The following is a 20,332-nucleotide window of genomic DNA, read 5'->3' as shown; positions in this document are numbered from 1 at the left end:
CCCTGTAGGCCTGCGCGTCGACATACATCTCCAACACGCGGACGCGGCCGGGGTTGTCTTTTTCCGCCGCGGCATGGAAGGCGAGGACTCCCGGCTCCAGCATGCTGGCCTCGGCGTTTTCGCGCGCGGCCTTGCGAAAGCCGTCGAATCGGGTCTTGTCGACATCGAGTTCTGCAAATCGCACGAGCGGTGTCGAGGCCGGTTGGGCGAGCGCAGTCTCGCTCAGCGCCAGCGTCAGCAGCGACGTGCCGAAGAGTGCGAGCTTCCAGAAATGCCTGGGCGCGCGAATGGTCGGAAATGGCATGCGTCATTCTTGGCGCAAACACGACAGCCTCGATAGACAGATCCGCGCAAGTTCTTGCCTGATCCGACCGCTGCCGCAGGTAATGGACAACCGACCGGCAAGTACGCCCTACCATGCGCTATTAGCCGTGGAGAAAAGAAGTGAAGCAAGAGCGGCCCAGTTCCGGCGTGCAGCCGGATACGTTCGAAGCCCTGCGAGCCGCGCTGGCACACCGCATCGCCCGCTGGACGGACGGCGTCGAGCAAGTCGCCACTGCCGTTCCGGGACTGACGCTCTATCGCCACGACGAGCCGACTGAGCCGATGAACTGCATGGTGGGGCCCAGCATTGCGCTGACGGTTCAGGGCGCCAAGCACGCGTTGCTTGGAGGCCGTGCCTACAGCTACCACAGTGGCCGTTTTCTCCTTGCAGCGCTCAACCTGCCGGTTGTGTTGCAGGCCGTTGAGGCGCATCCCGACCGGCCGTACCTGAGCCTGGTGCTGGAACTGGATGTACGCAGCATCGCGGAGCTCGTCATTCAAGCCGAACCTCCGGCGTTGGCGGGGCAGGCGAGTCTGATGCCGGGCCTGCTCCTTGGCGAGACGACGGAGAAATTTCTCGAACTCTTCCTGCGGCTCGTGGAACTGCTGGACGACCCGGCGGCCATTCCGGTGCTTGCGCCGCTGATGTGCAAGGAAATCTTCTATCGCCTGCTGATGAGCGAGCAGGGCGCGCAGCTGTGGCAGATGGCGTCGGTGGGGAGCCACAACCAGCGTATTGGGCGCGCCATCGAATGGCTGAAGCAGAATTTCGCGCAGCCATTGCGGATCGAGGTGCTTGCCGCCCATGTGCAGATGAGCCCGTCGCGGTTCCATCGGTATTTCCGTGCCCTGACGGCCATGAGTCCGCTGCAGTTCCAGAAATGGCTGCGCCTAAACGAAGCGCGCAAGCTGATGCTGGCAGAAGGTATCGATGCTTCCAGCGCATCGTTCCAGGTGGGATATGAGAGCCCGTCGCAGTTCAGCCGCGAATACGGCCGCCTGTTCGGCGCGCCGCCGAAGCGTGACGTCCAGGATCTGCGGCAGAAAGCCCGAGCCGACGCGGCTCGTTAGCCTCTCTCGGCCGGCACACCCAATACCTTGGGCAGCTGTTCCACCAGCGCATCCACCGCCAGCCGGAGGCGCAGCGGCATGTGCGGCGCAGCGGGCCAGAGGGCGTAGCAATCCATCGTGGCGCCGGGCTGGTCGTCCAGCACGCTGACCAGCGCCCCCGTGCGCAGCCGTTCCTTCACCAGCCATTCGGGCAACCACGCGAGGCCGAGGCCGGCCGTCGCTGCGTCTGCGATGGCCTCCAGATCGTCCAGCTGCAGGCGTGAGTTGAGCGGCATCTCCGTGATTCGTCCCGTCGCATCTGGCAACTGCCACGTGTTGATGCGGTCGGCACGCCGGTAAATGAGGATGCTGTGCGAGGCCAGCTCGCCCGTGTTCTGCGGTCGCCCGTGCGCGGCCAGGTAGTCGGGGGAGGCGCACACGCGCTTGCGCTGCACCACCAGCTTGCGTGCGCGCAGGCCTTCGCTTTCATGGCCGAGGAAGCCGCTGCGAACGGCGAGATCGAAGCCTTCGGCCAGCACATCGACAGGTCGGTCGCTGAAGCTCAAGAGCAACTCGAGCGATGGATGCTCGCGAGCGAGTTCGAGCAGGATCGGCGCGATGCAATGGCGGCCGAACAAGACCGGCATGGAGACGCGCAAACGGCCCGCCACCTGGTGCCGGCCGGACTCCATCTGCGCCTCTGCAGCCTGCAGCTCCGCGAGCGCGCGCAGGCAGTGTTCGTAATAGATCTGGCCGTCCTCGGTGAGGCTTTGCACGCGCGTCGTGCGGTGAAACAAGCGCACGTCCAGGCGAGCCTCCAGCCGCGCGATCGCCTTGCCCACGGCCGAGCGGGTGAGGCTCAGGTGCTCGGCTGCACGGGTGAAGCCTCCGAGGCGCACGACGTCCACGAACAAGGTCACGCCGTCGAGCCGCTCCTGGCGTTCCGGCGGCGCCTTTGCCAAATACATTGGGGAATTCAGATCATCTGGCATGGGAATACGCTTCTACATTGGATAGTATTTTTCTACTTAGTATGCCTGCCGAAAGCTCCCGTGGGAATGCGGGGCAACAAGGATCGGTTTGAGAGCGCGCGCCACGAAAAGACTGGCGCCAAAACCTGGCACCAGCGCTGCCTAGACTGAAATTTCTCAGGCAACACAAGGAAACATCGTGACTCAAACCACTAGCGCCACACCGGAGATTGCGCGCGCGGTGATCCGGGGCTTCGCTGAATCATTCGCGAGGAGCAGCCGGCCATGAAACGCATTCAGTACAGCATGTACGGTGGTCCGGAGTTGATGCGGCTCGACGAGTTCGAGTTGGCGGCGCCCGGCCAGGGACAGGTGGCCGTGAAGGTCAAGTTCGCAGCCATCAACCCCATCGACTGGAAGCTGCGCAACGGCCAGATGAAGATCGTGACGGGCAGGGCGTTTCCCCGTGCCATGGGGTTCGACTTCGCCGGCACGGTCATCTCCGTCGGTCCTGGCGTGACACGCTTTGCCCCTGGCGATGCCGTCTTCGGGCTTGCGCGCTTCAAGGAAAGCGGCGCGTTGGGAGAAGCCGTGATTGCGAACGAAACCGCCTTGGCAAGGAAGCCCGACAACATCTCCTTCGAGGATACGGCCTGCCTTGGAACCCCCGGCGTCACGGCGTGGAACGGGCTGGTCGACAAGGCCAAGCTGACAGCCGGCCAGCATGTCTTCATCAACGGCTGCACCGGGGCCGTCGGCGAAGCGGCTGTCCAGATTGCGCGAATGCACGGGGCCATTGTCTCGGGCAGCTGCAGCGCGGGAGCCATGGCGCGGGCACAGGCCCTCGGTCTCCAGAACGTCTTCGACTATCGGACAACGGACCTGTCCAAGCTGCACGAGCGTTTCGACGTCGTCTACGACACGGCCGCCACGATGACGACCGCCCAGGGCTTGGGCCTGCTGCGCGAGGACGGCGTGTTCCTGGACCTCGATCCCACGCCGGGCAAGTTCGTTCGTTCGATCTTCAACCGACGCCTCAAGCCGATCGTCTGCACGCCGCGACCCGACATTCTCGACAGCCTCGCCCGCGCGGCGGAGGACGGCAAGTTCCGGATGCCGATCGCCGAGATCGTTCCCCTTGACGAGGCGATTGGCCTCGTCACCGCGCTCGAAGCGGGCCGCAAGCTCGGCGGCAAGGGCCTCGTGGCGATGGCCTGACATGTCGCGAAGCCACCGCTTGTTCGACCTCATGCAGGTGCTTCGCCGGCATCGCGGAACCGTGTCGGGCGAAATACTGGCCCGCGAGACGGGCGTATCGCTGCGGACCATCCGCCGCGATATCGCGACGCTGCAGTCCATCGGGGCGCACATCGAGGGCGAGGCTGGCGTCGGCTACATCCTCCGGCCGGACTTCCTTCTGCCGCCGTTGTCTTTCACGGAGGAGGAGGTCCAGGCGCTCGTGGTCGGTGCGCAATGGGTCAGCCGCCACGCCGACGAAGCGTTGGCGCTGGCCGTGCAGAACGCGCTTGCAAAAATCAATGGCGTGCTTCCGGCCGAGATGAGGGCGGAGTTGGACGACAACGCGCTCTACATCTTTCGCAAAAGGAAGGACACATCGGTCTTCGATCTGGCGCAGGTACGGCGGGCCATGCGCGAGCAGCGAAAGATGCACGTCGGGTACGCGGACGACAGCGGGGCCATTTCGCAGCGGACCATCTGGCCGATCATGCTCGGCTTCGTCGAATCGCAGCGGTTGATCGCCGCATGGTGCGAGTCGAGCGGCGACTTTTGCCGTATCCGCACAGACCGCATTGTGACGGTCGATTTTCTGGACGAACGCTATCCGCGTGCGCGCCGGCAGCTTGTCAAGGAATGGCGAGAAGGGCTTCCCTGCAACCAGCCTGACAACGCTTAGTTGTGCGGCTCAGGCGCGTTTACCAAGTCCATTGGTGAATTCGAACTTTCTCGCAGGGGAATGCTTTTCTACATTGGATAGTATTTTTCTACCTTAGCATCTAATTTTCTCTAAAACAGAGAATTCAAGGCGACAAAGCGAGCTTCGCAACTCGATCGTCCTTGACCTTCCCCTCACCCTACGGCGTAGGAATCTTGAAATGGAAAAGACCCAATGCTGATTTCAATCGTCCATGACAGCGGCTGGGGCCACACAGCCAGGCAGGCCCAGAGCGTGGCCGAAGGCGCGCGCGGGGTGGCCGGCGCGCAGGTGCAGCTGATCGCCGTTTCCGAAGGCGCCATCCCCTGGGACGTGCTCGAGGCGAGCGACGCCATCGTCTTCGGTTCGCCCACCTACAACGGCTCGCCGAGCGCGCGCTTCAAGCAGTTCTGCGAGGCCTCGACCAAGCCCGTCTGGAACGACATGAAGTGGCGCAACAAGGTGGCCGCCGGCTTCACGAATTCGGGTGCGCAAAACGGCGACAAGCTGCACTCGCTGATCTCGATGGCGCTGTTTGCGGCGCAGCACGGCATGTTGTGGGTGGGCCTCGACTTGAAGCCGGGCAACGACAGCAGCCGCGGCAGCGTGCATGACCTCAATCGCCTGGGCAGCTGGCTGGGCGCGATGGCGCAGTCCAACGGCGACCAGGGACCGGACGACGCCCCCATCACGAGCGACTTGGAAACCGCCGCCCACCTGGGCAGGCGCGTGGCCGAGACCGTTCGCCGATTTCAACCCGCTTGATGCTTTTTTTACCAAGGAGCCACTTCATGAAATTTCTTTGCCTCGACATTCCCGCGCCTGGCGCCACCCTGGAAAAGTACCAGCCGCACATGCAGGATGAGGCCCGCCACGCCTGGCAGCTCTACAAGGGCGGCGTCGTGCGCGACATCTACTTTCGCCAGGACCGCCCCGGCGTAGCCATCATTGCCGAGTGCGAATCGGCCGATGCCGCCCTGAAGGCGCTGCGCGAATTTCCGCTCGCCAAGGCCGGTCTCCTTGATTGGGACGTCATCCCGCTCGGCCCCTTCCTGAACTGGGAATCGCTTTTCGCACCCGGCAACGCCTGAGGCGCGCCGAACACAGGAACGTACGACCATGACCAAGCAAGCTTCCGAACTCAAGCCCATCCTCTTCGTCGTCAGCAGCAACGCTGTGAAGGGCGCAACGGGCATTCCCACCGGCTACAACCTGGCCGAAGTCACTCATCCGCTGGAAAAGCTGCAGGCAGCCGGCATCCAGGTGGAGTTCGCCTCCATCCTGGGTGGTGATGCGCCGCTGGATGGGCTGGAGGACATGAAAGACCCGGTCATTGCCCGCTACTGGGCCGATGCCGATTTCCGCCATGCCATCTCCCACACGCTGTGCATCGACGACGTGGACCCCTCGCGCTACTCGGCCATCTTCTTTGCGGGCGGCCACGGCACGATGTGGGACTTCCCTGACAACGCGGCCGCGCAGAAGGCCATCCGCGAGATCGATGCGGCCGGTGGCATCGTCTCGGCCGTGTGCCACGGCCCGGCGGCCCTGGTCAACGCGCGCCGCGCCGACGGCAGCCTGCTGGTGGCTGGCAAGCGGGCGGCCGCCTTTACCAACGGCGAGGAAGAGGAGGTGGAGTCCACCCACGTCGTGCCCTTCCTGCTTGCGTCCACGCTCAACGAACGCGGCGCGCAGCATCAGAACGCTGCCAACTGGGCCGACAACGTGGTCGTCGACGGACGGCTCATTACTGGCCAGAACCCGCAGTCCGCCGCGAGCCTGGGCATCGCGCTGCGCGACGCCCTGTTGGCATAAGCCCCCTGAAGCTTTCAAGGGGATAGCGTGAAACTGATCTGTGTCGAAGAGCACGTGCTCGACCGTGCCATCGGTGGGGCCACCCAAGCTTTGGTGCGCGCCGAGGCGCCTTACTTTGCCGACTGGGGCAGCCGCGTGGTGGATGGCCAGAACGTGGCCGATCCGAGCCGCCCGCATGTCATTGCGCCCAGCGAGTCCGCTCGCAAAGCGCTGGAGATGGGCGCTGCGCGCCTGGCCGACATGGACGCCGCCGGCATCGACATGCAGGTGCTCTCCTATGGCGGGTTCCCCCAAATGCTGCCTGCCGCAGAGGCTGTCGAGCTGAACCGCGCGGCCAACGACAAGCTGGCCGAAACGGCACAGGCGCATCCCGCGCGCTTCGCGGGTTTTGCCACGCTGCCCTGGCAAGCGCCCGAGGCAGCTGCGCGCGAACTGGAGCGGGCGGTGAAAGAGCTCGGACTCAAGGGCGCGCTCATCAACGGCCGCCCCGGAGACACGTTCCTGGACGACGCGCGTTACGAGCCGATCCTTGCGGCCTTCAGCGAATTGAAAGTGCCTCTGTACGTGCACCCCGGTCTGCCGCTGCCCGCCGTGCAGGCGCCGTACTACGGCGGCTTCGAGCACGAGCTCAGCGCGCGCCTGGCCATGTTCGCCTGGGGCTGGCACAACGAATCGGGCATCCAGGTCGTGCGCATGCTGCTCGCAGGCGCCTTCGACCGGCACCCCGGGTTGCAGGTCATCAGCGGCCACTGGGGCGAGATGGTCCCGTTCTTCCTTCAACGGCTGGAAGACGCCATCCCGCAGGAAGCCTCGGGCCTGCGGCGTCCCATCGTGCAGACCTATCGCGAGCATGTGTACGTCTCGCCCAGCGGCATGCTCACGCTGCCGCACTTCCAGTTCATCCATGCGCTGATGGGTGCCGAGCGCATCCTGTATTCGATCGACTACCCCTACCAGAGCCTGGACGGCGCACGGGCCTTCATCGAGCGCCTGCCGGTGAGCGACGCGGACAAGACCCTCATTGCCCACGGCAATGCCGAGCGCCTGCTGGGCCTGTGACCCCAACTTCAAGTGAGAAATACATGACCCAAGGAATCGAAAACAAGGTGGTCGTCATCACCGGCGGCAGCAGCGGCCTGGGCGCGGAAACGGCACGCCATCTCGTACGGGCTGGCGCCAAGGTTGTCTTGGGCGCACGGCGGCTCGATCGCCTGCAGGCCCTGGCAGAAGAACTTGGCCTCGGTGCCGAGAGCATCGTGCAGACTGACGTCGTGCACCTCGATCAGGTCCAGGCGCTGGTCGCCCGTGCCATCGAATCCCACGGCCGGATCGACGTGATGCTCAACAACGCCGGGGTGATGCCGCTCTCGCCGCTGGAGATGCTGCGCGTGGACGAGTGGAGCCAGACCATTGATGTGAACATCAAGGGCGTGCTTCATGGCATCGCTGCAGCGCTGCCTCCCATGAAGGCGCAAAAGGGCGGGCAGATCATCAACGTCTCGTCGGTGGCTGGCCACATCGTGAGCGCAGGCGGCGCCGTCTACAGCGCGAGCAAGTTTGCGGTGCGTGCCATCTCCGAAGGCGTGCGCAAGGAACTCAAGCCGTACAACATCCGCTCCACCATCCTCTCGCCCGGCGCGGTGGACACCGAGTTGCCCGCTTCCACCAAGGCCGAAGGCATGACACAGGCGATGCAGGCGTTCTACGAGCGCAACGCGATTCCCGCGAGCAGCTTTGCGCGCTGCATGCTTTTCGCCATGAGCCAGCCTGAAGACGTCGACATCAACGAAATCCTGTTCCGACCGACACGGCAGGAGTTCTGAGCTGGTGCCAGAAACTGGCACGAGCGCATGTCCAAATCAGGCTTCCTCATCGACACCAGGAGTTGGTGCCGGGGAGACATGTTGCCCCGCCGACCCGGCTGTTCGACAGAACTCTGATTTTTCCAAGGAACTGAAAACATGCCCGACATCGAGCCGCTCGACCCGTCATTCCCGGTTAGTCGCCAGATGGACATCGATGCGGCCCCCATCGTGCTGGTCAATCTCTGCACCATGGCGCCCGAAGACGAAGCGGCGTTCCTGGAGGCATGGGCCGGCGATGCCGCCTTCATGAAGAGCCAGCCCGGCTTTATCTCGACACAGCTTCATCGCGCTCTGGGAGACAGCCCAACTTATCTCAACTATGCCGTCTTCGAATCCGCGGTGGCATGGCGCGCGGCCTTCAAGCATCCCGGCTTCCGGGAGAAGGCCAAGGCGCATCCGGCGTCGATGGTCGCCCGGCCTCATCTTTTTCAGAAGGTCGCCGTGCCGAACCTGTGCACCGCGTAACTGGAAAACGATGCCGTTCCAAGCCGAGGCGTCCTCCACTTCAAAGAGAAATAAATGATCAATAAAAGATATGCGTTGTTGCTGTCGTTCCCGCTTGTCCTGCTCGTGACGGGTTGCACGAACATTCCCAAAAGCGGCATGCCGGAATCGCAGTTTTCCTCGCTCGATTGCCGGGCCATCGCAGACCAGCTGGCGCAAGAGCAGGTGACGCAGGAGCGTTCGGCGCAGGCCAAGAGCAACTCCTGGAAGGTCGTCATACCTTTTGCCATTGCCGCTCGCTACATCGATGCATCGAGCCACATGAACGAATCGGAGCGCAGGGCGACCTTGCTGGCGCAAGAGCGGCAATCGAAGAGTTGCAACCAGGTTTCGGGCTGACGCGGTCGCACGCCGTGAAGGCGGCGCCGACCACCGCGATGAGCCACCTGGCCGTGACCGGCACCGTGGAAGGAAAGAACGTCGAGTGGATGGAGAAAGTAGGCGATGAGCAATACAACCCACGTTAAGCGCCGCACCGCGGCTGCCATGGCCGCCGCCATGGCCTTGGGGCTGGCGGCTTCCGTCGGCCGTGCATCCCAAAACCAGGAATCGACCCGCATGACAAATACATCCCCCTCTGAAACCTTGTCGGCCGCGCAGCAGGCCATCGTGCCGATTGCGGCCTTCGCAGCCGCCGGCGACATTTCCAAATTGAACGCCGCACTGAACCAGGGGCTGGACACCGGCCTCACCGTCAGCGATGCCAGAGAAGTGCTGGTGCAGCTCTACGCCTATGCCGGCTTTCCGCGCAGCCTCAATGCGCTCGCGGAACTGATGAAAGTCGTGGAGGCGCGTAAGCAGCGCGGCGTGAAGGATGTGCCGGGCCGCGCACCCAGCCGTCCGATTCCGAAGGGCGATGCCTTGCTGGCCGCAGGAACCGCCAACCAGACCAAGCTATCGGGTGCGCCGGTGCAAGGGCCGCTGTTCGACTTCGCGCCCGTGGCGAACGAATACCTTCGCACCCATCTGTTCGGCGACATCTTCGAGCGCGACAACCTCGACTGGCAAAGCCGCGAGGTCGCCACGGTCAGCATGCTGGCCGCGCTCGCGGGCGTCGAGTCGCAGTTGCAGGCGCACATCCGCATCAGCATGAACGTCGGCCTGTCGGCGCGGCAACTGCAGCAACTCGGGCAACTGCTGGCCGATCGCGTGGATGCCGACAGCGCCCGGCGTGCGCGCGAGGCGCTGGCGCTGCATCTGGCGACGCAGCCCGCGGGTTGAAGCGATTGGAAGGAGTCCACACATGGCCGAACCCCGCGATGTCCCGATCAATCCGGTGACCACGGTCAGCTTGGCTCGTCCTCCTCCGTGTCTTGCTCCAGCTTCTGTCGCAGCGACGCCATGATCGTTTGCATCGTCTTGATGTCGTTCACGGCAATCCCGTCCGAGAGGCTGTTGATCCATGGGGCCTGCAATGCCATCGCGTCAGCGTAGACCTGCCTTCCCTTGTCGGTCAGGATCACGAGCTGCGCCCGCCGGTGGTGAGGATTGGCCTCGAATGCGACTAGCTCTTCCTTCTCGAGGTCGTTGACGATCCGCTGCACGTTTTGCCGATTGGCGCCCAGGTTGCGGGCGAGCCACGCCACCGGTTGCGGGTGTTCGCCCTTGAAGATGGTGCCGAGGATCTGCCAGCGGGCGCTCGTCAGTCCGAGCGGCGCGACAAGCCGGTCGCCGGCTGTCAGTAGGCGGCTGTTGAGCCTGAACAGCTCGAGCATCAAGCTGCTCATCGCTTCGCCGGAGGGGGTTCGCTTTGCTTTTGCCATAGGTCTCTATAAATCCATATTGACAACATGATGTCATATTGGCATCATTTGATCGTATCAGAACGACAGTCAGGGAGCCATCGAGGGCGATGGACCCGGCGTTCCCGCTTCAAAGGACCAGAGCATGACATTGCGCGACAGCACGATCCTCGTTACCGGGGGCTCCAGCGGCATCGGATTTGCGCTTGCGCAACAACTTCTTCAGCGTGGCAATCGCGTCATCGTCTGTAGCCGGGGCGCAGAAGCACTGGCTCGCGCGCAAGCGATCGAGCCGGCGTTGATCACGCGGATCTGCGACATCACCAACACCGAAAGCAGAAGGGCGCTGGTCGATTGGATTGTTGCCGAGCACCCGGACCTCAGCGTCGTCTTCAACAATGCCGGCGTGCAATCGCGCCGCAGCTTCACCGGGGATCACGCGCTGGACGACCTGGAGCAGGAGGTTGCGATCAACTTCACTGCGCCGGTGCAGCTCATCGGTGAGCTCCTGCCACTGCTGCGCGGGCAGGAGCGGGCCGTCATCGTCAACGTCACGTCCGGACTGGCTTTTGCGCCGATGGCCGATGTTCCCGTGTACTGCGCCACCAAGGCTGCGCTTCACTCGTTCACTCTCAGTTTGCGGCATCAACTTCGCCACACCGCGGTCAAGGTGGTGGAGTTGGCGCCTCCCATCGTCGACACCGCCCTGGGCGGCGACGCCCGCAGCGACGGCACGAAGAGCGCCGGAATGATGAGTCCGGAAGCGTTCGCAATCGAAGCGTTGACGCTCCTCGACGAGGGCCGCGACGAAGTGCTGATCGGGCAGGCGATCGGTACGCGCCAGCATGGCGAGGCGCTGTTCCAGCGTATGAATGGCAGTTGAGTCCGTCCGGCCACTTCGATGCCGATGCGGCGTGGCCGCCGGCGGTGCGCTGTCCGCACGCGACCAGCTCGTCAGCATCGATCAGCAACTGCCGCGCGCCCCACGATCTCGCGGTCGAAGTTGGTGATCTCACTGTGGTGGCCCGCGCGGTCGAACAACGGCTCGGCAAGCTCTTCCTCGAGCGCCTGAATGCTGCTGCAGTTACCTGCTGAAGCGCAGCGCCTTCACCACCAGCGAGAAGGCTGGCGAGGGTTGTCGTTTGCTCGGGTAATACAGGTGGTAGCCGGAAAACTTCGGGCACCAGTCCTGCAGTACGCGCACCAGCCGACCCGCCTCGATGTGCGGCATCAGCTCGTCTTCCGGCAGCAGTGAAATACCCAACCCGGCCAGCGCGGCGTCGACCTGGGGCTGCGAGGTGTTGAAGATCAGAGGTCCGTCCACGCGGACGTTCACCTTGCGGCCTCGCTTGGCGAAGTCCCACACGTACAGCCCGCCTGACGTCGGCATGCGCTGGTTGATGCACCGGTGCGCGGTGAGATCGGCGGGCGCCTTGGGAGCAGGGTGGGCCGCAAAGTAGCCGGGCGAGGCCACCACCGCCATTTGCAGCGGCGGACCGATGGGCACGGCAATCATGTCGTTGTCGATGGTGTTTCCCATCCGCACGCCGGCATCGAAGCGGTCGGCCACGATGTCGCGAAAACCGTAGTTCACGTCGAACTCCAGCTTGATGTCCGGGTACTCGCGCAGGAGCGGCGTGAGCTTGGGGAGCAGAACGGTGTGCAGCACATGGTCGCCGCAGGTGATGCGCACGGTGCCTGCGGGCTTGTCGCGCAGTTCGGTCAGCGCTTCCAGCTCCGCCTCGATTTCGTCGAATCTGTGGCCGATGGCCTTCATGAGCCGCTCGCCGGCCGACGTCGGCGCAACGCTGCGCGTGGTGCGGGTCAACAGGCGGATCTTCAGCCTTTCTTCCAGCCCGCGAATCGCCTGGCTGAGCGCCGACTGCGTCACGCCTAGCGTGCCGGCGGCCTTGGTGAAGCTACCTTCGCGCGCCACGGTGACGAAGGCCAGAAGGTCGTTGAGATTGCGTCGTGGCATGTGAGCTTGAGTGTGGGCTTGCGGCTTCGCCTGAACTGATTAGCCAGGGTAATAAATGTATTAAGCATTCATTACCTAGTCAACGCGCGCCCCGCTCGGCAAACTTCTTCGACCATGAAGACAAGCACAGACACCACCTTCGCCGCAGCCGTGGACCCCACCGGCAACGCTTCCGATCGCCGCGAATTCCTGAAGATGGCCGGCACCGGCGTGGCTGCCGTCGGCGTGCTGTCGACAACGACGGCCGGCGCGGCATTGGCGGCGGCGCCAGGCAAGCGCTCGAGCCTGCCCGATGGGGCCGACAATTTCTACACGAGCGACAAGGTCACGGTGCAGAAGGTCAGCTTCAAGAACCAATACCAGATGACCGTCGCGGGCAACCTCTTCGTTCCCAAGGCGCTGGACCGGAAAAAGCGCAGCCCCGCCATCGTCGTGGGTCACCCCATGGGCGCGGTGAAAGAGCAGAGCGCGAACCTGTATGCCACCAAGATGGCCGAGCAGGGCTTCGTGACCCTGTCCGTCGATCTCGCGTTCTGGGGCGGCAGCGCGGGCCAGCCGCGCAACGCTGTCTCGCCGGACATGTACGCCGAGACCTTCAGCGCCGGGGTCGATTTTCTGGGCAGCCAGGCGTTCGTCGACAAGCAGCAGATCGGGGCCATCGGCATCTGTGGCAGTGGCAGCTTCGTGATCAGCGCGGCGAAGATCGATCCGCGCATGAAAGCCATCGCCACGGTCAGCATGTACGACATGGGCGCCGTCAACCGCAATGGGCTCAATCACTCGCAGACGCCGGAACAGCGCCAGCAGCTCATCGCAGTCGCTATCGAGCAGCGCACAGCGGAATATGCCGGCGCGGCGCTCAAGTACACCGGCGGCACCGAGCATGTATTGACCGCAGAAACGCACCCCATCCAGCGCGAGTTCTACGACTTCTATCGCACGCCGCGCGGCGAATACACGCCCGCAGACGCATCGCCGAAAACCACGACGCACCCGACCTTGAGCAGCAACGTCAAGTTCATGAACTTCTACCCGTTCAACGACATCGAGACGATCTCGCCGCGGCCCATGCTGTTCATCACAGGCGACCAGGCGCATTCGAAGGAGTTCAGCGAAGACGCCTACACGCGGGCCGCCGAACCCAAGGAACTGCACATCGTTCCTGGAGCCGGCCACGTCGATCTGTACGACCGCGTGACCCTGATTCCGTTCGACAAGCTGACGTCGTTCTTCGTCAGGCATCTGGGCCCGGCGAGCGCCTGATGACAACGCAGGCCATCGGCGCGCCCACGGGCAACGCCTCCTCCGAACGCGCAGGGCAGGCGCAGCCCGCACACTGGGGCGGCGTGTTCGCGATGACGCTGTGCGTCTTCGCGCTCATCGCTTCGGAGTTCATGCCCGTCAGTCTGCTGAGCCCGCTGGCGGCCGACCTGCACGTCACTGAAGGCATGGCGGGGCAGGGCATCGCCATCTCCGGCGCCTTCGCGGTGCTCACGAGCCTGTGCATCCCGGCCATCGCCGTGAGGATCGATCGCAAGACGCTGTTGCTGGTGCTGACGGCGATGATGTGTCTCTCCGGCGCCATCGTCGCGCTCGCACCCGACTACCTGGCGTACATGGCGGGCAGGGCGCTGATCGGCGTGGTCGTCGGCGGGTTCTGGTCGATGTCGGCGGCCACGGCCATGCAGCTTGTACCGCCTTCGAAGGTGCCTCGCGCGCTGGCGATCTTCAACGGCGGCAACGCGCTGGCCACGGTCGTGGCGGCCCCGCTGGGCAGCTACCTCGCGTCGATCATCGGCTGGCGCGGCGCGTTCTTCTGCCTGGTGCCGGTTGCGGTGATCGCGTTCGTCTGGCAGTCGTTCAGCCTGCCTTCGATGCCGGCCAGGCCGCGCCCGCCCGGGGCGCGCAATGTCTTGCGGCTTTTCAGGAGCCGGTTGGTCACGCTGGGCATGCTCGCGGTGGGCATCTTCTTCATGGGGCAGTTCGCGCTGTTCACGTACCTGCGGCCGTTCCTGGAGACGGTGACGCGGGTCGATGTGTCGACGTTGTCGCTCATCCTGCTCGCGCTGGGCGTCGCGGGCTTCGTCGGCACCACAGTCATCGGCCGGTTCCTGAAGATGGGCTTCTACGGCACGCTGACGATCATTCCCGTGCTGATGGCTGCCATCGCGGTGACGCTCATCGCCGTGGGCGCTTCGGTGACCGCCACGACGGTTTTGCTGGGCGTCTGGGGGCTGGTGGCCACCGCGGCACCGGTGGGCTGGTGGACATGGATCGCACGAACCCTCCCGCAGGATGCAGAAGCCGGAGGCGGGCTGATGGTGGCCGTGGTCCAGCTCTCCATTGCACTGGGCTCGACGGTGGGCGGCTTGCTGTTCGACGGCAGCGGCTACCAGAGCACGTTTGCATTGAGCGCCGGTCTGCTGCTGGTCGGCGCGTTCCTGGTTTTCTTTACGGCGCGTGCGGACCACGCCAGATCGGCATGACTCAGCATCATTGTTCGTGGCGCCTGCGTCTTGCGAGCCCGTTCCTTGGCCTGCTCGTGCTCGGCGGCGGCCACGCCGGCGAGAGGTCGGCGCAGCAACCGCTCGTGGTCGCTGCGGCAGATGCCGGCACAACAACCACCAAAGCGAAGGAGTCACGCATGTGGATGACCGTCAGCGAACGTCGCTTCGCCTTCACCTTGGCCGACACCGACGCGGCCCGCGCGTTCGTGTCGCGACTGCCGCTGGCACTCGAGATGACCGAACTCAACGGCAACGAAAAGAAGTTCGACCTGCCGGATGCGCTGCCTGCGAATCCAAGTCGGCCGGGAACGATCCGCAACGGTGACCTCATGCTGTATGGCGCGAACACCGTGGTTGTTTTCTATCTGACATTCGATTCTCCGTACGCGTACACGCGGCTTGGCCGGGTAGACGACCCGACCGGCCTGGCGCAAGCGCTCGGCCGAGGCAGCGTACGCGTTGCCTTCTCGCGGCAGTAAGGGCTCGGCTTGCAACTTGCCCTCGCATTCGATTTTTCAAAGAAAAGGACAGCGTCCATGCCCCACGAAACCGACCATGGCTTGCCGGCCGAACTGAGTGCCGACGAAGCAGCTCTCGTTGCGGAGATGCCAGACCTGAACGACGTCGGAAAGTCGCGTCGCACCTTCATGATGCAGACCGGTGGCGGCGGCATCGGGCTCTTTGCGGCCAACCTGTTGGCGACCGAGTCCGCGCTCGCGCAGATGGCCCCCGTGGCGGGGGCGGCATCGGCACCTGTGGTGGCGCAAAACGTCGTGCAGGTCAGCTTCAAGGTCAACGGTATGCCGCAGACGCTGGCGCTCGACTCACGCGTCGTGCTGCTCGACGCGCTGCGCGAACGGCTCGCGTTGACGGGCTCCAAGAAAGGCTGCGACCAGGGCCAGTGCGGCGCATGCACCGTGCTGGTGGACGGGCAGCGCGTTCTGTCCTGCCTGACTTTGGCCGCAACGCTGCAGGGCCGCGAAGTCACGACCATCGAGGGACTGGCGAAGGGCGATCAGCTGCATCCAGTTCAAGCTGCCTTCATCAAGCACGATGGCTTCCAGTGCGGCTACTGCACGTCGGGACAGATCTGCTCGGCCGTCGGCATGCTGGGCGAGGCGCAACGCGGCCAGGTCAGCCATGTGACCGAGAACGTCGGCAAGACCACGACGCGCCTGACCGACGACGAGATCCGCGAGCGCATGAGCGGCAACATCTGCCGGTGTGGTGCCTACCCGGGCATCGTCGCCGCCATCCAGGAGGTTCATTCGGGCCGCCATGCCGCGCAGACCTGGGGCTTCGCCACCGAGACGCAACTGGCCACCAACCCCAACCAGGAGGACGGCCATGCGACCGTTTGAGTACGTGCGCGCAGCGGATGCCGCCTCTGCGGCCGCCGCCGTGTCGGCCATGCCGCAAGCCAAGTACCTTGCCGGCGGCAGCAACCTGCTGGACTTGATGAAAGAAGACATCGAGCGCCCCGTGCGCCTGGTGGACATCACCCGCCTGCCGCTGCGCGACATTCAGCGCACCCGCTCGGGCCTGTCCATCGGCGCCCTGGCCACCAACACCGACACGGCCAACCACCCGCTCGTGCGCGAGAACTATCCGCTGCTCACGCAGGCCATCGTTGCGGGGGCCTCCGGGCAGTTGCGCAACATGGCCACCAACGGCGGCAACCTGCTGCAGCGCACGCGCTGCAATTACTTCTACGACACCTCGATGCCGTGCAACAAGCGCGAGGCCGGCAGCGGCTGCGGCGCGCGCGAGGGGCTCAACAAGATCCACGCGATCCTGGGCTGGAGCGAAGCCTGCGTTGCGACCTATCCTGGCGACATGGCCACGGCGCTCTACGCGCTCGATGCCAAGGTGCGCGTGCGCGCGCCGGACGGACGCGAGCGGCTGATCGCCATCACCGACTTCCACCGACTGCCGGGCGACACGCCTCAGCGCGACAACAACCTGGAGCACGGCGATTTGATCGTTGCCATCGAGCTGCCCGTTTCCTCGGGTGACTTCGCGCGCAACTCGCACTACTTGAAGGTGCGCGACCGCGCCTCCTATGCCTTTGCGATGGTCTCGGTCGCTGCCGCACTGGACATGGACGGCAGCAGGATTCGCCAGGCGCGCGTGGTGCTGGGCAGCGTCGCGCACAAGCCTTGGCGCAGCGCCGAGGCAGAAACAGTGCTCGTGGGCCAGCGTGCCGACGAGGCAACGTTCAAGCGCGCTGCCGAAGCCGCGCTGCGCGATGCACGGCCGCTGGCGCACAACGCCTACAAGGTCGAACTGGGTCACCGCTGCGTCGTGCGGGCGCTGATGCGCGCGGCGCGATCGGCTTGAAAAGAGGAATCACATGTCACGCTATCTAGGCAAGGAAACGACCCGGGTCGACGGGCTCGCCAAGGTCACGGGCAAGGCGAAATACACCGCCGAGTTCCAGATTCCTCATGTCACTTACGGCTTCATCGTGCTGAGCACGGTGGCCAAGGGCCGCATCTCGGCCATCGACACGCGCGAAGCCGAGCAGGCGGGTGGCGTGATCCGCGTCTTCACGCACCTGAACGCGGGAAAGCTGGGTCCGGCACCTGCGGCCGGCGCGCCGCCCGCATGGTCGTGGCCGCTGCAGTCGGACAGGGTCTTCTTCAACGGCCAGCCGATCGCGCTGGTCGTTGCCGAGAGCTATGAACAGGCCCGGTACGCAGCGCGGCTGGTGAAGGCCACCTACGAGACCGAGCCGCACAACACCGACCTTTCAAAGGTTTTGGACCGTGCACTGCCGGACCCCGCCACTGCGAAGGGCACACCCCGGGGCAACCCAGTCGCCGCGATGCAGGCGGCAGCGGTCAAGGTCGAAGCGGAGTACCGCATTCCGATCAACCATCACAACCCGATCGAGCCGCATGCGGCCATCGCCTTCTGGCAAGGCGATCAACTCACGATCTTCGACAAGACGCAGGAGGTTTACGGCGTCCAGAAGCACCTCGCAGAAAGCCTGGGTGTGCCGGCCGAGAACATTCGCGTGATCTCCCCGTTCGTCGGTGGTGCCTTCGGCGCGTCACTCAAACCGAACTACTACCCATCGTTGACCGCCATGGCGGCGCGCGAACTCAAACGCCCGGTCAAGGTGGTGTACACCCGGACGCAAATGTTCACGGGGCACGGTTACCGGCCCCACACCATCCAGAAGATCGCACTGGGTGCCGACCGCAACGGCAAGCTGTCGTCCATGATCCACGAGGCGTTTCACAACACCTCCTCGTTCGATGCCTTCTCGGACTCCACCACGGGCTTCACCCGCCAGGTCTATGCCTGCCCCAACCTTCACGCGCCGCTGAAGGTTGCAGCGACCGACCTGGCCACGCCCACGTGGATGCGTGCGCCAGGCGCGGTGAGCGGCATGTTCGCGCTGGAGAGCGCCATGGACGAACTGTCTTATGCGCTCCAGATCGATCCGATGGAGCTGCGCCTGATCAACTATGCCGAAGTCGACCCGGAGAGCGGCAAGCCCTTCTCCAGCAAGGCGCTGCGCGAGTGCTACCGGCTCGGCGCCGAGAAGTTCGGCTGGAAGAACCGCAAGGCCGAGCCGCGCTCGATGCGCGACGGCCGGCTGCTGGTGGGCTGGGGCATGGCCTCGAGCGTCTGGGGCGCAATGCAGATGCCCGCCAGCGCGCGCATCGCGTTCCGCGCCGACGGCACGGCCGGCGTGACCAGCGCAACCAGCGACATCGGGCCGGGCACCTACACCGTGATGACGATGATCGCGGCCGAATTCCTCGGGCTGCGGCTTGACCAGGTGCATTTCGAGCTGGGCGACACGAGGCAACCCAAGGCGCCGGCGCAAGGTGGCTCGTGGACCACCTCCAGCGTGGGTTCGGCTGTGCGTGGGGCGGCGCTGGCCATCGGTACGAGGCTGCTGGTGCTGGCGAACCGCGACGCCGCTTCGCCGTTGAAAGGCGTGGGCGCATCGGACGTGGAAATGCTCGACGGTCGCTTGCGCCTCAAGAGCGATCCGTCGCGCTCGGTCAACATTGCCGAGGTCATGCGCCGCACGGGAACGAACGAGATCAGCGAGACCTACGATTCGACGCCCTCGCCGGAGCGCGCGAAGTACGCAACGCTGGGCCACGGTGCCCAGTTCGTCGAGGTGAAGGTCCACCCGGACCTGGGCACGGTCCAAGTCACCCGCGTGATCGAGGTGACGGCCTGCGGCAAGATCCTCAACCCGCTGGCTTCGCACAGCCAGGAAATCGGCGGTGTGGTGTGGGGCATCGGCATGGCGCTGGAGGAGGCGACCGAGATCGATCACCGCTACGGCCGCATCATGACCGCCAGCCTGCAGCACTACCACGTGCCGGTGAACGCCGACATTCATTCCATCGAAACCATCTTCGTCGAGGAAGAGGACACCGTCGTCAACCCGCTGGGCGTCAAGGGCATGGGCGAGCTGGGCATGGTCGGCATTCCGGCGGCCATTGCCAATGCCATCTTCCATGCCACCGGCAAGCGCGTGCGCGACCTGCCGATCACGCCGGAGAAATTGCTGTGACGCCCACGACATCGTTTCGCGCAGAAGGCAGACGCTAGGGTAGGGCTCTGCACTCAGCAGGCAGGACACGGATATGAAGATTCAGATCACCGCCAACGGCGCTGTCATCGCGACGGCGACGCTCGACAACAACGACAGCGCCAGAGATTTCGCGGCGCTGCTGCCGCTCGTCCTGACATTGAAGGACTACGCAGCGACGGAGAAGATCGCAGATCTGCCGCGCGCGCTGACAACGAAGGGTGCACCCGGAGGGTACAAGCCCTCGGCCGGTGACATCAGCTACTACGCTCCTTGGGGAAACCTTGCGATCTTTCACAAGGACTTCGAGTTTTCGCGCGGCCTTGTCCGTCTGGGGCGACTCGATTCAGGAATCGATGCAATGCGGCGCGACGGCCCAACGCTTGTGCGGGCGGAGGGCGCAAAGCCATGAGGGCGGCTATCTTGCGAGTCAGTCGGTGCGCACGGCATTTAACATAATGCACATTGTGTTATTTTCCATGGGTGCCAAATAAGGCCAACCACCTCAAGGCAACCAGGAAGGAATGCGCTCAGGACCCCATCGGGCTCACAGACGCCAGTGAAGGATCGAAATCGGCTTCGACACGGCCGATGTCCGGAACCCGTGGATATCGCAGCACGCGGTAGCCGGCCTCGATCAGCAGCGCATCGCGATCGGCGTCGCGCTGCGACTTGCCTTTGTTGCCCTTGTCGCCGAGTTCGACCACGGCCACGACCTTGAACGAACGATCGCAGACGACGAAGTCGGCGATCTTCCGGCTGAACGTGCTGCGCGCCGCGCGCGTGCGGGCCGTGAGCAATGCGCCGAAGCTGACCTGCGGAAGCACCACGAGATCCGGCAGGGTTTGCACGAGGCGGTTGTACATCGCCTGCTCGCGTGCAGTGAGCGGCGCCCGTGCCTTGGGCTTGTCGACGAAGCCGCTGCTGATTTGCGCGGACCTGCTTCTGGCGACTACTCCGAACACAAGCAACCCGATGGCCAACAAAACGACCATGAATAGAAACGTATTCATCTCTGCTTCTCCTTCTCCACAGAGTCTCGCACGAGTGCGCAGGCGCCCTTTTCTTGGCGTTTTACC

The 20,332-nt window shown here is 64.4% G+C and carries 25 protein-coding genes and 1 pseudogene; 21 read left to right on the top strand and 5 right to left on the bottom strand.

Annotated elements, in window-relative coordinates:
* Positions 1–304, bottom strand: a 304-nt coding sequence (locus AC1DXX_RS06580) for a putative quinol monooxygenase (protein WP_478133365.1), incomplete at its 3' end; no start/stop codon positions are given.
* Positions 305–444: 140 nt separating this feature from the next.
* Between AC1DXX_RS06580 and AC1DXX_RS06575 the strand changes: the two genes are divergently transcribed.
* Entirely contained in the window at positions 445–1,395 is a 951-nt protein-coding gene (locus tag AC1DXX_RS06575) for an AraC family transcriptional regulator (protein ID WP_478133364.1), read from the top strand.
* Here AC1DXX_RS06575 and AC1DXX_RS06570 read toward each other — a convergent pair.
* Positions 1,392–2,342, bottom strand: coding sequence for a LysR family transcriptional regulator (locus tag AC1DXX_RS06570; RefSeq protein ID WP_478133363.1), 951 nt, complete (start codon positions 2,340–2,342; stop codon positions 1,392–1,394). The two genes, AC1DXX_RS06575 and AC1DXX_RS06570, sit on opposite strands and share 4 nt — an antisense overlap.
* Before the next feature lie 288 nt (positions 2,343–2,630).
* On the opposite strand from AC1DXX_RS06570, the gene AC1DXX_RS06565 reads away from it, so the two are divergent.
* From AC1DXX_RS06565 to AC1DXX_RS06515, 11 genes and pseudogenes are all read left to right on the top strand, one after another.
* Positions 2,631–3,563, top strand: coding sequence for an NAD(P)-dependent alcohol dehydrogenase (locus AC1DXX_RS06565; RefSeq protein WP_478133362.1), 933 nt, complete (start codon positions 2,631–2,633; stop codon positions 3,561–3,563).
* A gap of 19 nt (positions 3,564–3,582) precedes the next feature.
* Positions 3,583–4,260 carry a helix-turn-helix transcriptional regulator gene (locus AC1DXX_RS06560; RefSeq protein WP_478133361.1) on the top strand — a complete coding sequence of 226 codons (678 nt, stop codon included), beginning with the start codon at positions 3,583–3,585 and terminating at the stop codon, positions 4,258–4,260.
* 213 nt (positions 4,261–4,473) lie between these two features.
* Entirely contained in the window at positions 4,474–5,043 is a 570-nt protein-coding gene (locus AC1DXX_RS06555) for a flavodoxin family protein (protein WP_478133360.1), read from the top strand.
* A 26-nt stretch (positions 5,044–5,069) separates the two neighbouring features.
* Positions 5,070–5,369, top strand: a complete 300-nt coding sequence (locus AC1DXX_RS06550; RefSeq protein ID WP_093074202.1) for a superoxide dismutase — start codon at positions 5,070–5,072, stop codon at positions 5,367–5,369.
* A gap of 28 nt (positions 5,370–5,397) precedes the next feature.
* A complete protein-coding gene (locus AC1DXX_RS06545) occupies positions 5,398–6,093 on the top strand; it encodes a type 1 glutamine amidotransferase domain-containing protein (RefSeq protein ID WP_478133359.1) in 696 nt (231 codons plus the stop codon).
* 27 nt (positions 6,094–6,120) lie between these two features.
* Positions 6,121–7,152, top strand: a complete 1,032-nt coding sequence (locus AC1DXX_RS06540) for an amidohydrolase family protein (RefSeq protein ID WP_478133358.1) — start codon at positions 6,121–6,123, stop codon at positions 7,150–7,152.
* 23 nt (positions 7,153–7,175) lie between these two features.
* On the top strand, positions 7,176–7,916 hold the full coding sequence (locus AC1DXX_RS06535; RefSeq protein WP_478133357.1) for an SDR family oxidoreductase: 741 nt from the start codon (positions 7,176–7,178) through the stop codon (positions 7,914–7,916).
* A 138-nt stretch (positions 7,917–8,054) separates the two neighbouring features.
* Positions 8,055–8,423, top strand: a complete 369-nt coding sequence (locus AC1DXX_RS06530; protein WP_478133356.1) for an antibiotic biosynthesis monooxygenase family protein — start codon at positions 8,055–8,057, stop codon at positions 8,421–8,423.
* Positions 8,424–8,477: 54 nt separating this feature from the next.
* Positions 8,478–8,801, top strand: a complete 324-nt coding sequence (locus AC1DXX_RS06525) for a hypothetical protein (protein ID WP_478133355.1) — start codon at positions 8,478–8,480, stop codon at positions 8,799–8,801.
* A 20-nt stretch (positions 8,802–8,821) separates the two neighbouring features.
* Positions 8,822–8,929 (top strand): annotated as a pseudogene (locus tag AC1DXX_RS06520) ((R)-mandelonitrile lyase); the annotation flags it as partial.
* Between the two features lie 91 nt (positions 8,930–9,020).
* Complete coding sequence (locus AC1DXX_RS06515; protein ID WP_478133354.1) at positions 9,021–9,683, top strand: carboxymuconolactone decarboxylase family protein; 663 nt, start codon at positions 9,021–9,023, stop codon at positions 9,681–9,683.
* Between the two features lie 65 nt (positions 9,684–9,748).
* Here the strand turns inward: AC1DXX_RS06515 and AC1DXX_RS06510 are convergent, their stop codons facing one another.
* Positions 9,749–10,189: a MarR family winged helix-turn-helix transcriptional regulator gene (locus AC1DXX_RS06510; RefSeq protein WP_256330717.1), complete on the bottom strand. Its 441-nt coding sequence runs from the start codon at positions 10,187–10,189 to the stop codon at positions 9,749–9,751.
* A 160-nt stretch (positions 10,190–10,349) separates the two neighbouring features.
* Here AC1DXX_RS06510 and AC1DXX_RS06505 point away from each other — a divergent pair, with 160 nt between their 5' ends.
* Both AC1DXX_RS06505 and AC1DXX_RS06500 read left to right on the top strand, forming a co-directional pair.
* Positions 10,350–11,087, top strand: coding sequence for an SDR family oxidoreductase (locus tag AC1DXX_RS06505; protein WP_478133353.1), 738 nt, complete (start codon positions 10,350–10,352; stop codon positions 11,085–11,087).
* The gene (locus AC1DXX_RS06500; protein ID WP_478133352.1) at positions 11,084–11,299 is read left to right on the top strand and encodes a hypothetical protein; all 216 of its coding nucleotides are present in this window, start codon (positions 11,084–11,086) and stop codon (positions 11,297–11,299) included. Before AC1DXX_RS06505 ends, AC1DXX_RS06500 begins: the two co-directional genes overlap by 4 nt.
* Here the strand turns inward: AC1DXX_RS06500 and AC1DXX_RS06495 are convergent.
* The gene (locus AC1DXX_RS06495; RefSeq protein WP_478133351.1) at positions 11,289–12,182 is read right to left on the bottom strand and encodes a LysR family transcriptional regulator; all 894 of its coding nucleotides are present in this window, start codon (positions 12,180–12,182) and stop codon (positions 11,289–11,291) included. The genes AC1DXX_RS06500 and AC1DXX_RS06495 overlap by 11 nt on opposite strands.
* A 114-nt stretch (positions 12,183–12,296) precedes the next feature.
* On the opposite strand from AC1DXX_RS06495, the gene AC1DXX_RS06490 reads away from it, so the two are divergent.
* From AC1DXX_RS06490 to AC1DXX_RS06460, 7 genes are all read left to right on the top strand, one after another.
* Entirely contained in the window at positions 12,297–13,445 is a 1,149-nt protein-coding gene (locus tag AC1DXX_RS06490; protein ID WP_478133350.1) for an alpha/beta hydrolase, read from the top strand.
* The gene (locus tag AC1DXX_RS06485) at positions 13,445–14,668 is read left to right on the top strand and encodes an MFS transporter (RefSeq protein ID WP_478133349.1); all 1,224 of its coding nucleotides are present in this window, start codon (positions 13,445–13,447) and stop codon (positions 14,666–14,668) included. Before AC1DXX_RS06490 ends, AC1DXX_RS06485 begins: the two co-directional genes overlap by 1 nt.
* Positions 14,665–15,168 carry a cyclophilin-like fold protein gene (locus AC1DXX_RS06480; protein WP_478133348.1) on the top strand — a complete coding sequence of 168 codons (504 nt, stop codon included), beginning with the start codon at positions 14,665–14,667 and terminating at the stop codon, positions 15,166–15,168. The genes AC1DXX_RS06485 and AC1DXX_RS06480 overlap by 4 nt, the downstream gene beginning before the upstream one ends.
* A gap of 57 nt (positions 15,169–15,225) precedes the next feature.
* Complete coding sequence (locus tag AC1DXX_RS06475; protein WP_478133347.1) at positions 15,226–16,050, top strand: 2Fe-2S iron-sulfur cluster-binding protein; 825 nt, start codon at positions 15,226–15,228, stop codon at positions 16,048–16,050.
* The gene (locus AC1DXX_RS06470) at positions 16,037–17,029 is read left to right on the top strand and encodes an FAD binding domain-containing protein (protein WP_478133346.1); all 993 of its coding nucleotides are present in this window, start codon (positions 16,037–16,039) and stop codon (positions 17,027–17,029) included. Before AC1DXX_RS06475 ends, AC1DXX_RS06470 begins: the two co-directional genes overlap by 14 nt.
* Before the next feature lie 13 nt (positions 17,030–17,042).
* Positions 17,043–19,235, top strand: a complete 2,193-nt coding sequence (locus AC1DXX_RS06465) for a xanthine dehydrogenase family protein molybdopterin-binding subunit (RefSeq protein WP_478133345.1) — start codon at positions 17,043–17,045, stop codon at positions 19,233–19,235.
* Positions 19,236–19,308: 73 nt separating this feature from the next.
* Positions 19,309–19,665 carry a cyclophilin-like fold protein gene (locus AC1DXX_RS06460; RefSeq protein WP_478133344.1) on the top strand — a complete coding sequence of 119 codons (357 nt, stop codon included), beginning with the start codon at positions 19,309–19,311 and terminating at the stop codon, positions 19,663–19,665.
* A 118-nt stretch (positions 19,666–19,783) separates the two neighbouring features.
* Here AC1DXX_RS06460 and AC1DXX_RS06455 read toward each other — a convergent pair whose 3' ends face one another.
* Positions 19,784–20,266, bottom strand: coding sequence for a DUF2726 domain-containing protein (locus tag AC1DXX_RS06455; RefSeq protein ID WP_478133343.1), 483 nt, complete (start codon positions 20,264–20,266; stop codon positions 19,784–19,786).
* Between the last annotated feature and the right edge of the window lie 66 nt (positions 20,267–20,332).

The organism is Variovorax sp. P4_B10, from assembly GCF_056402375.1.
This window is presented reverse-complemented; position numbering and strand designations above follow the sequence as displayed.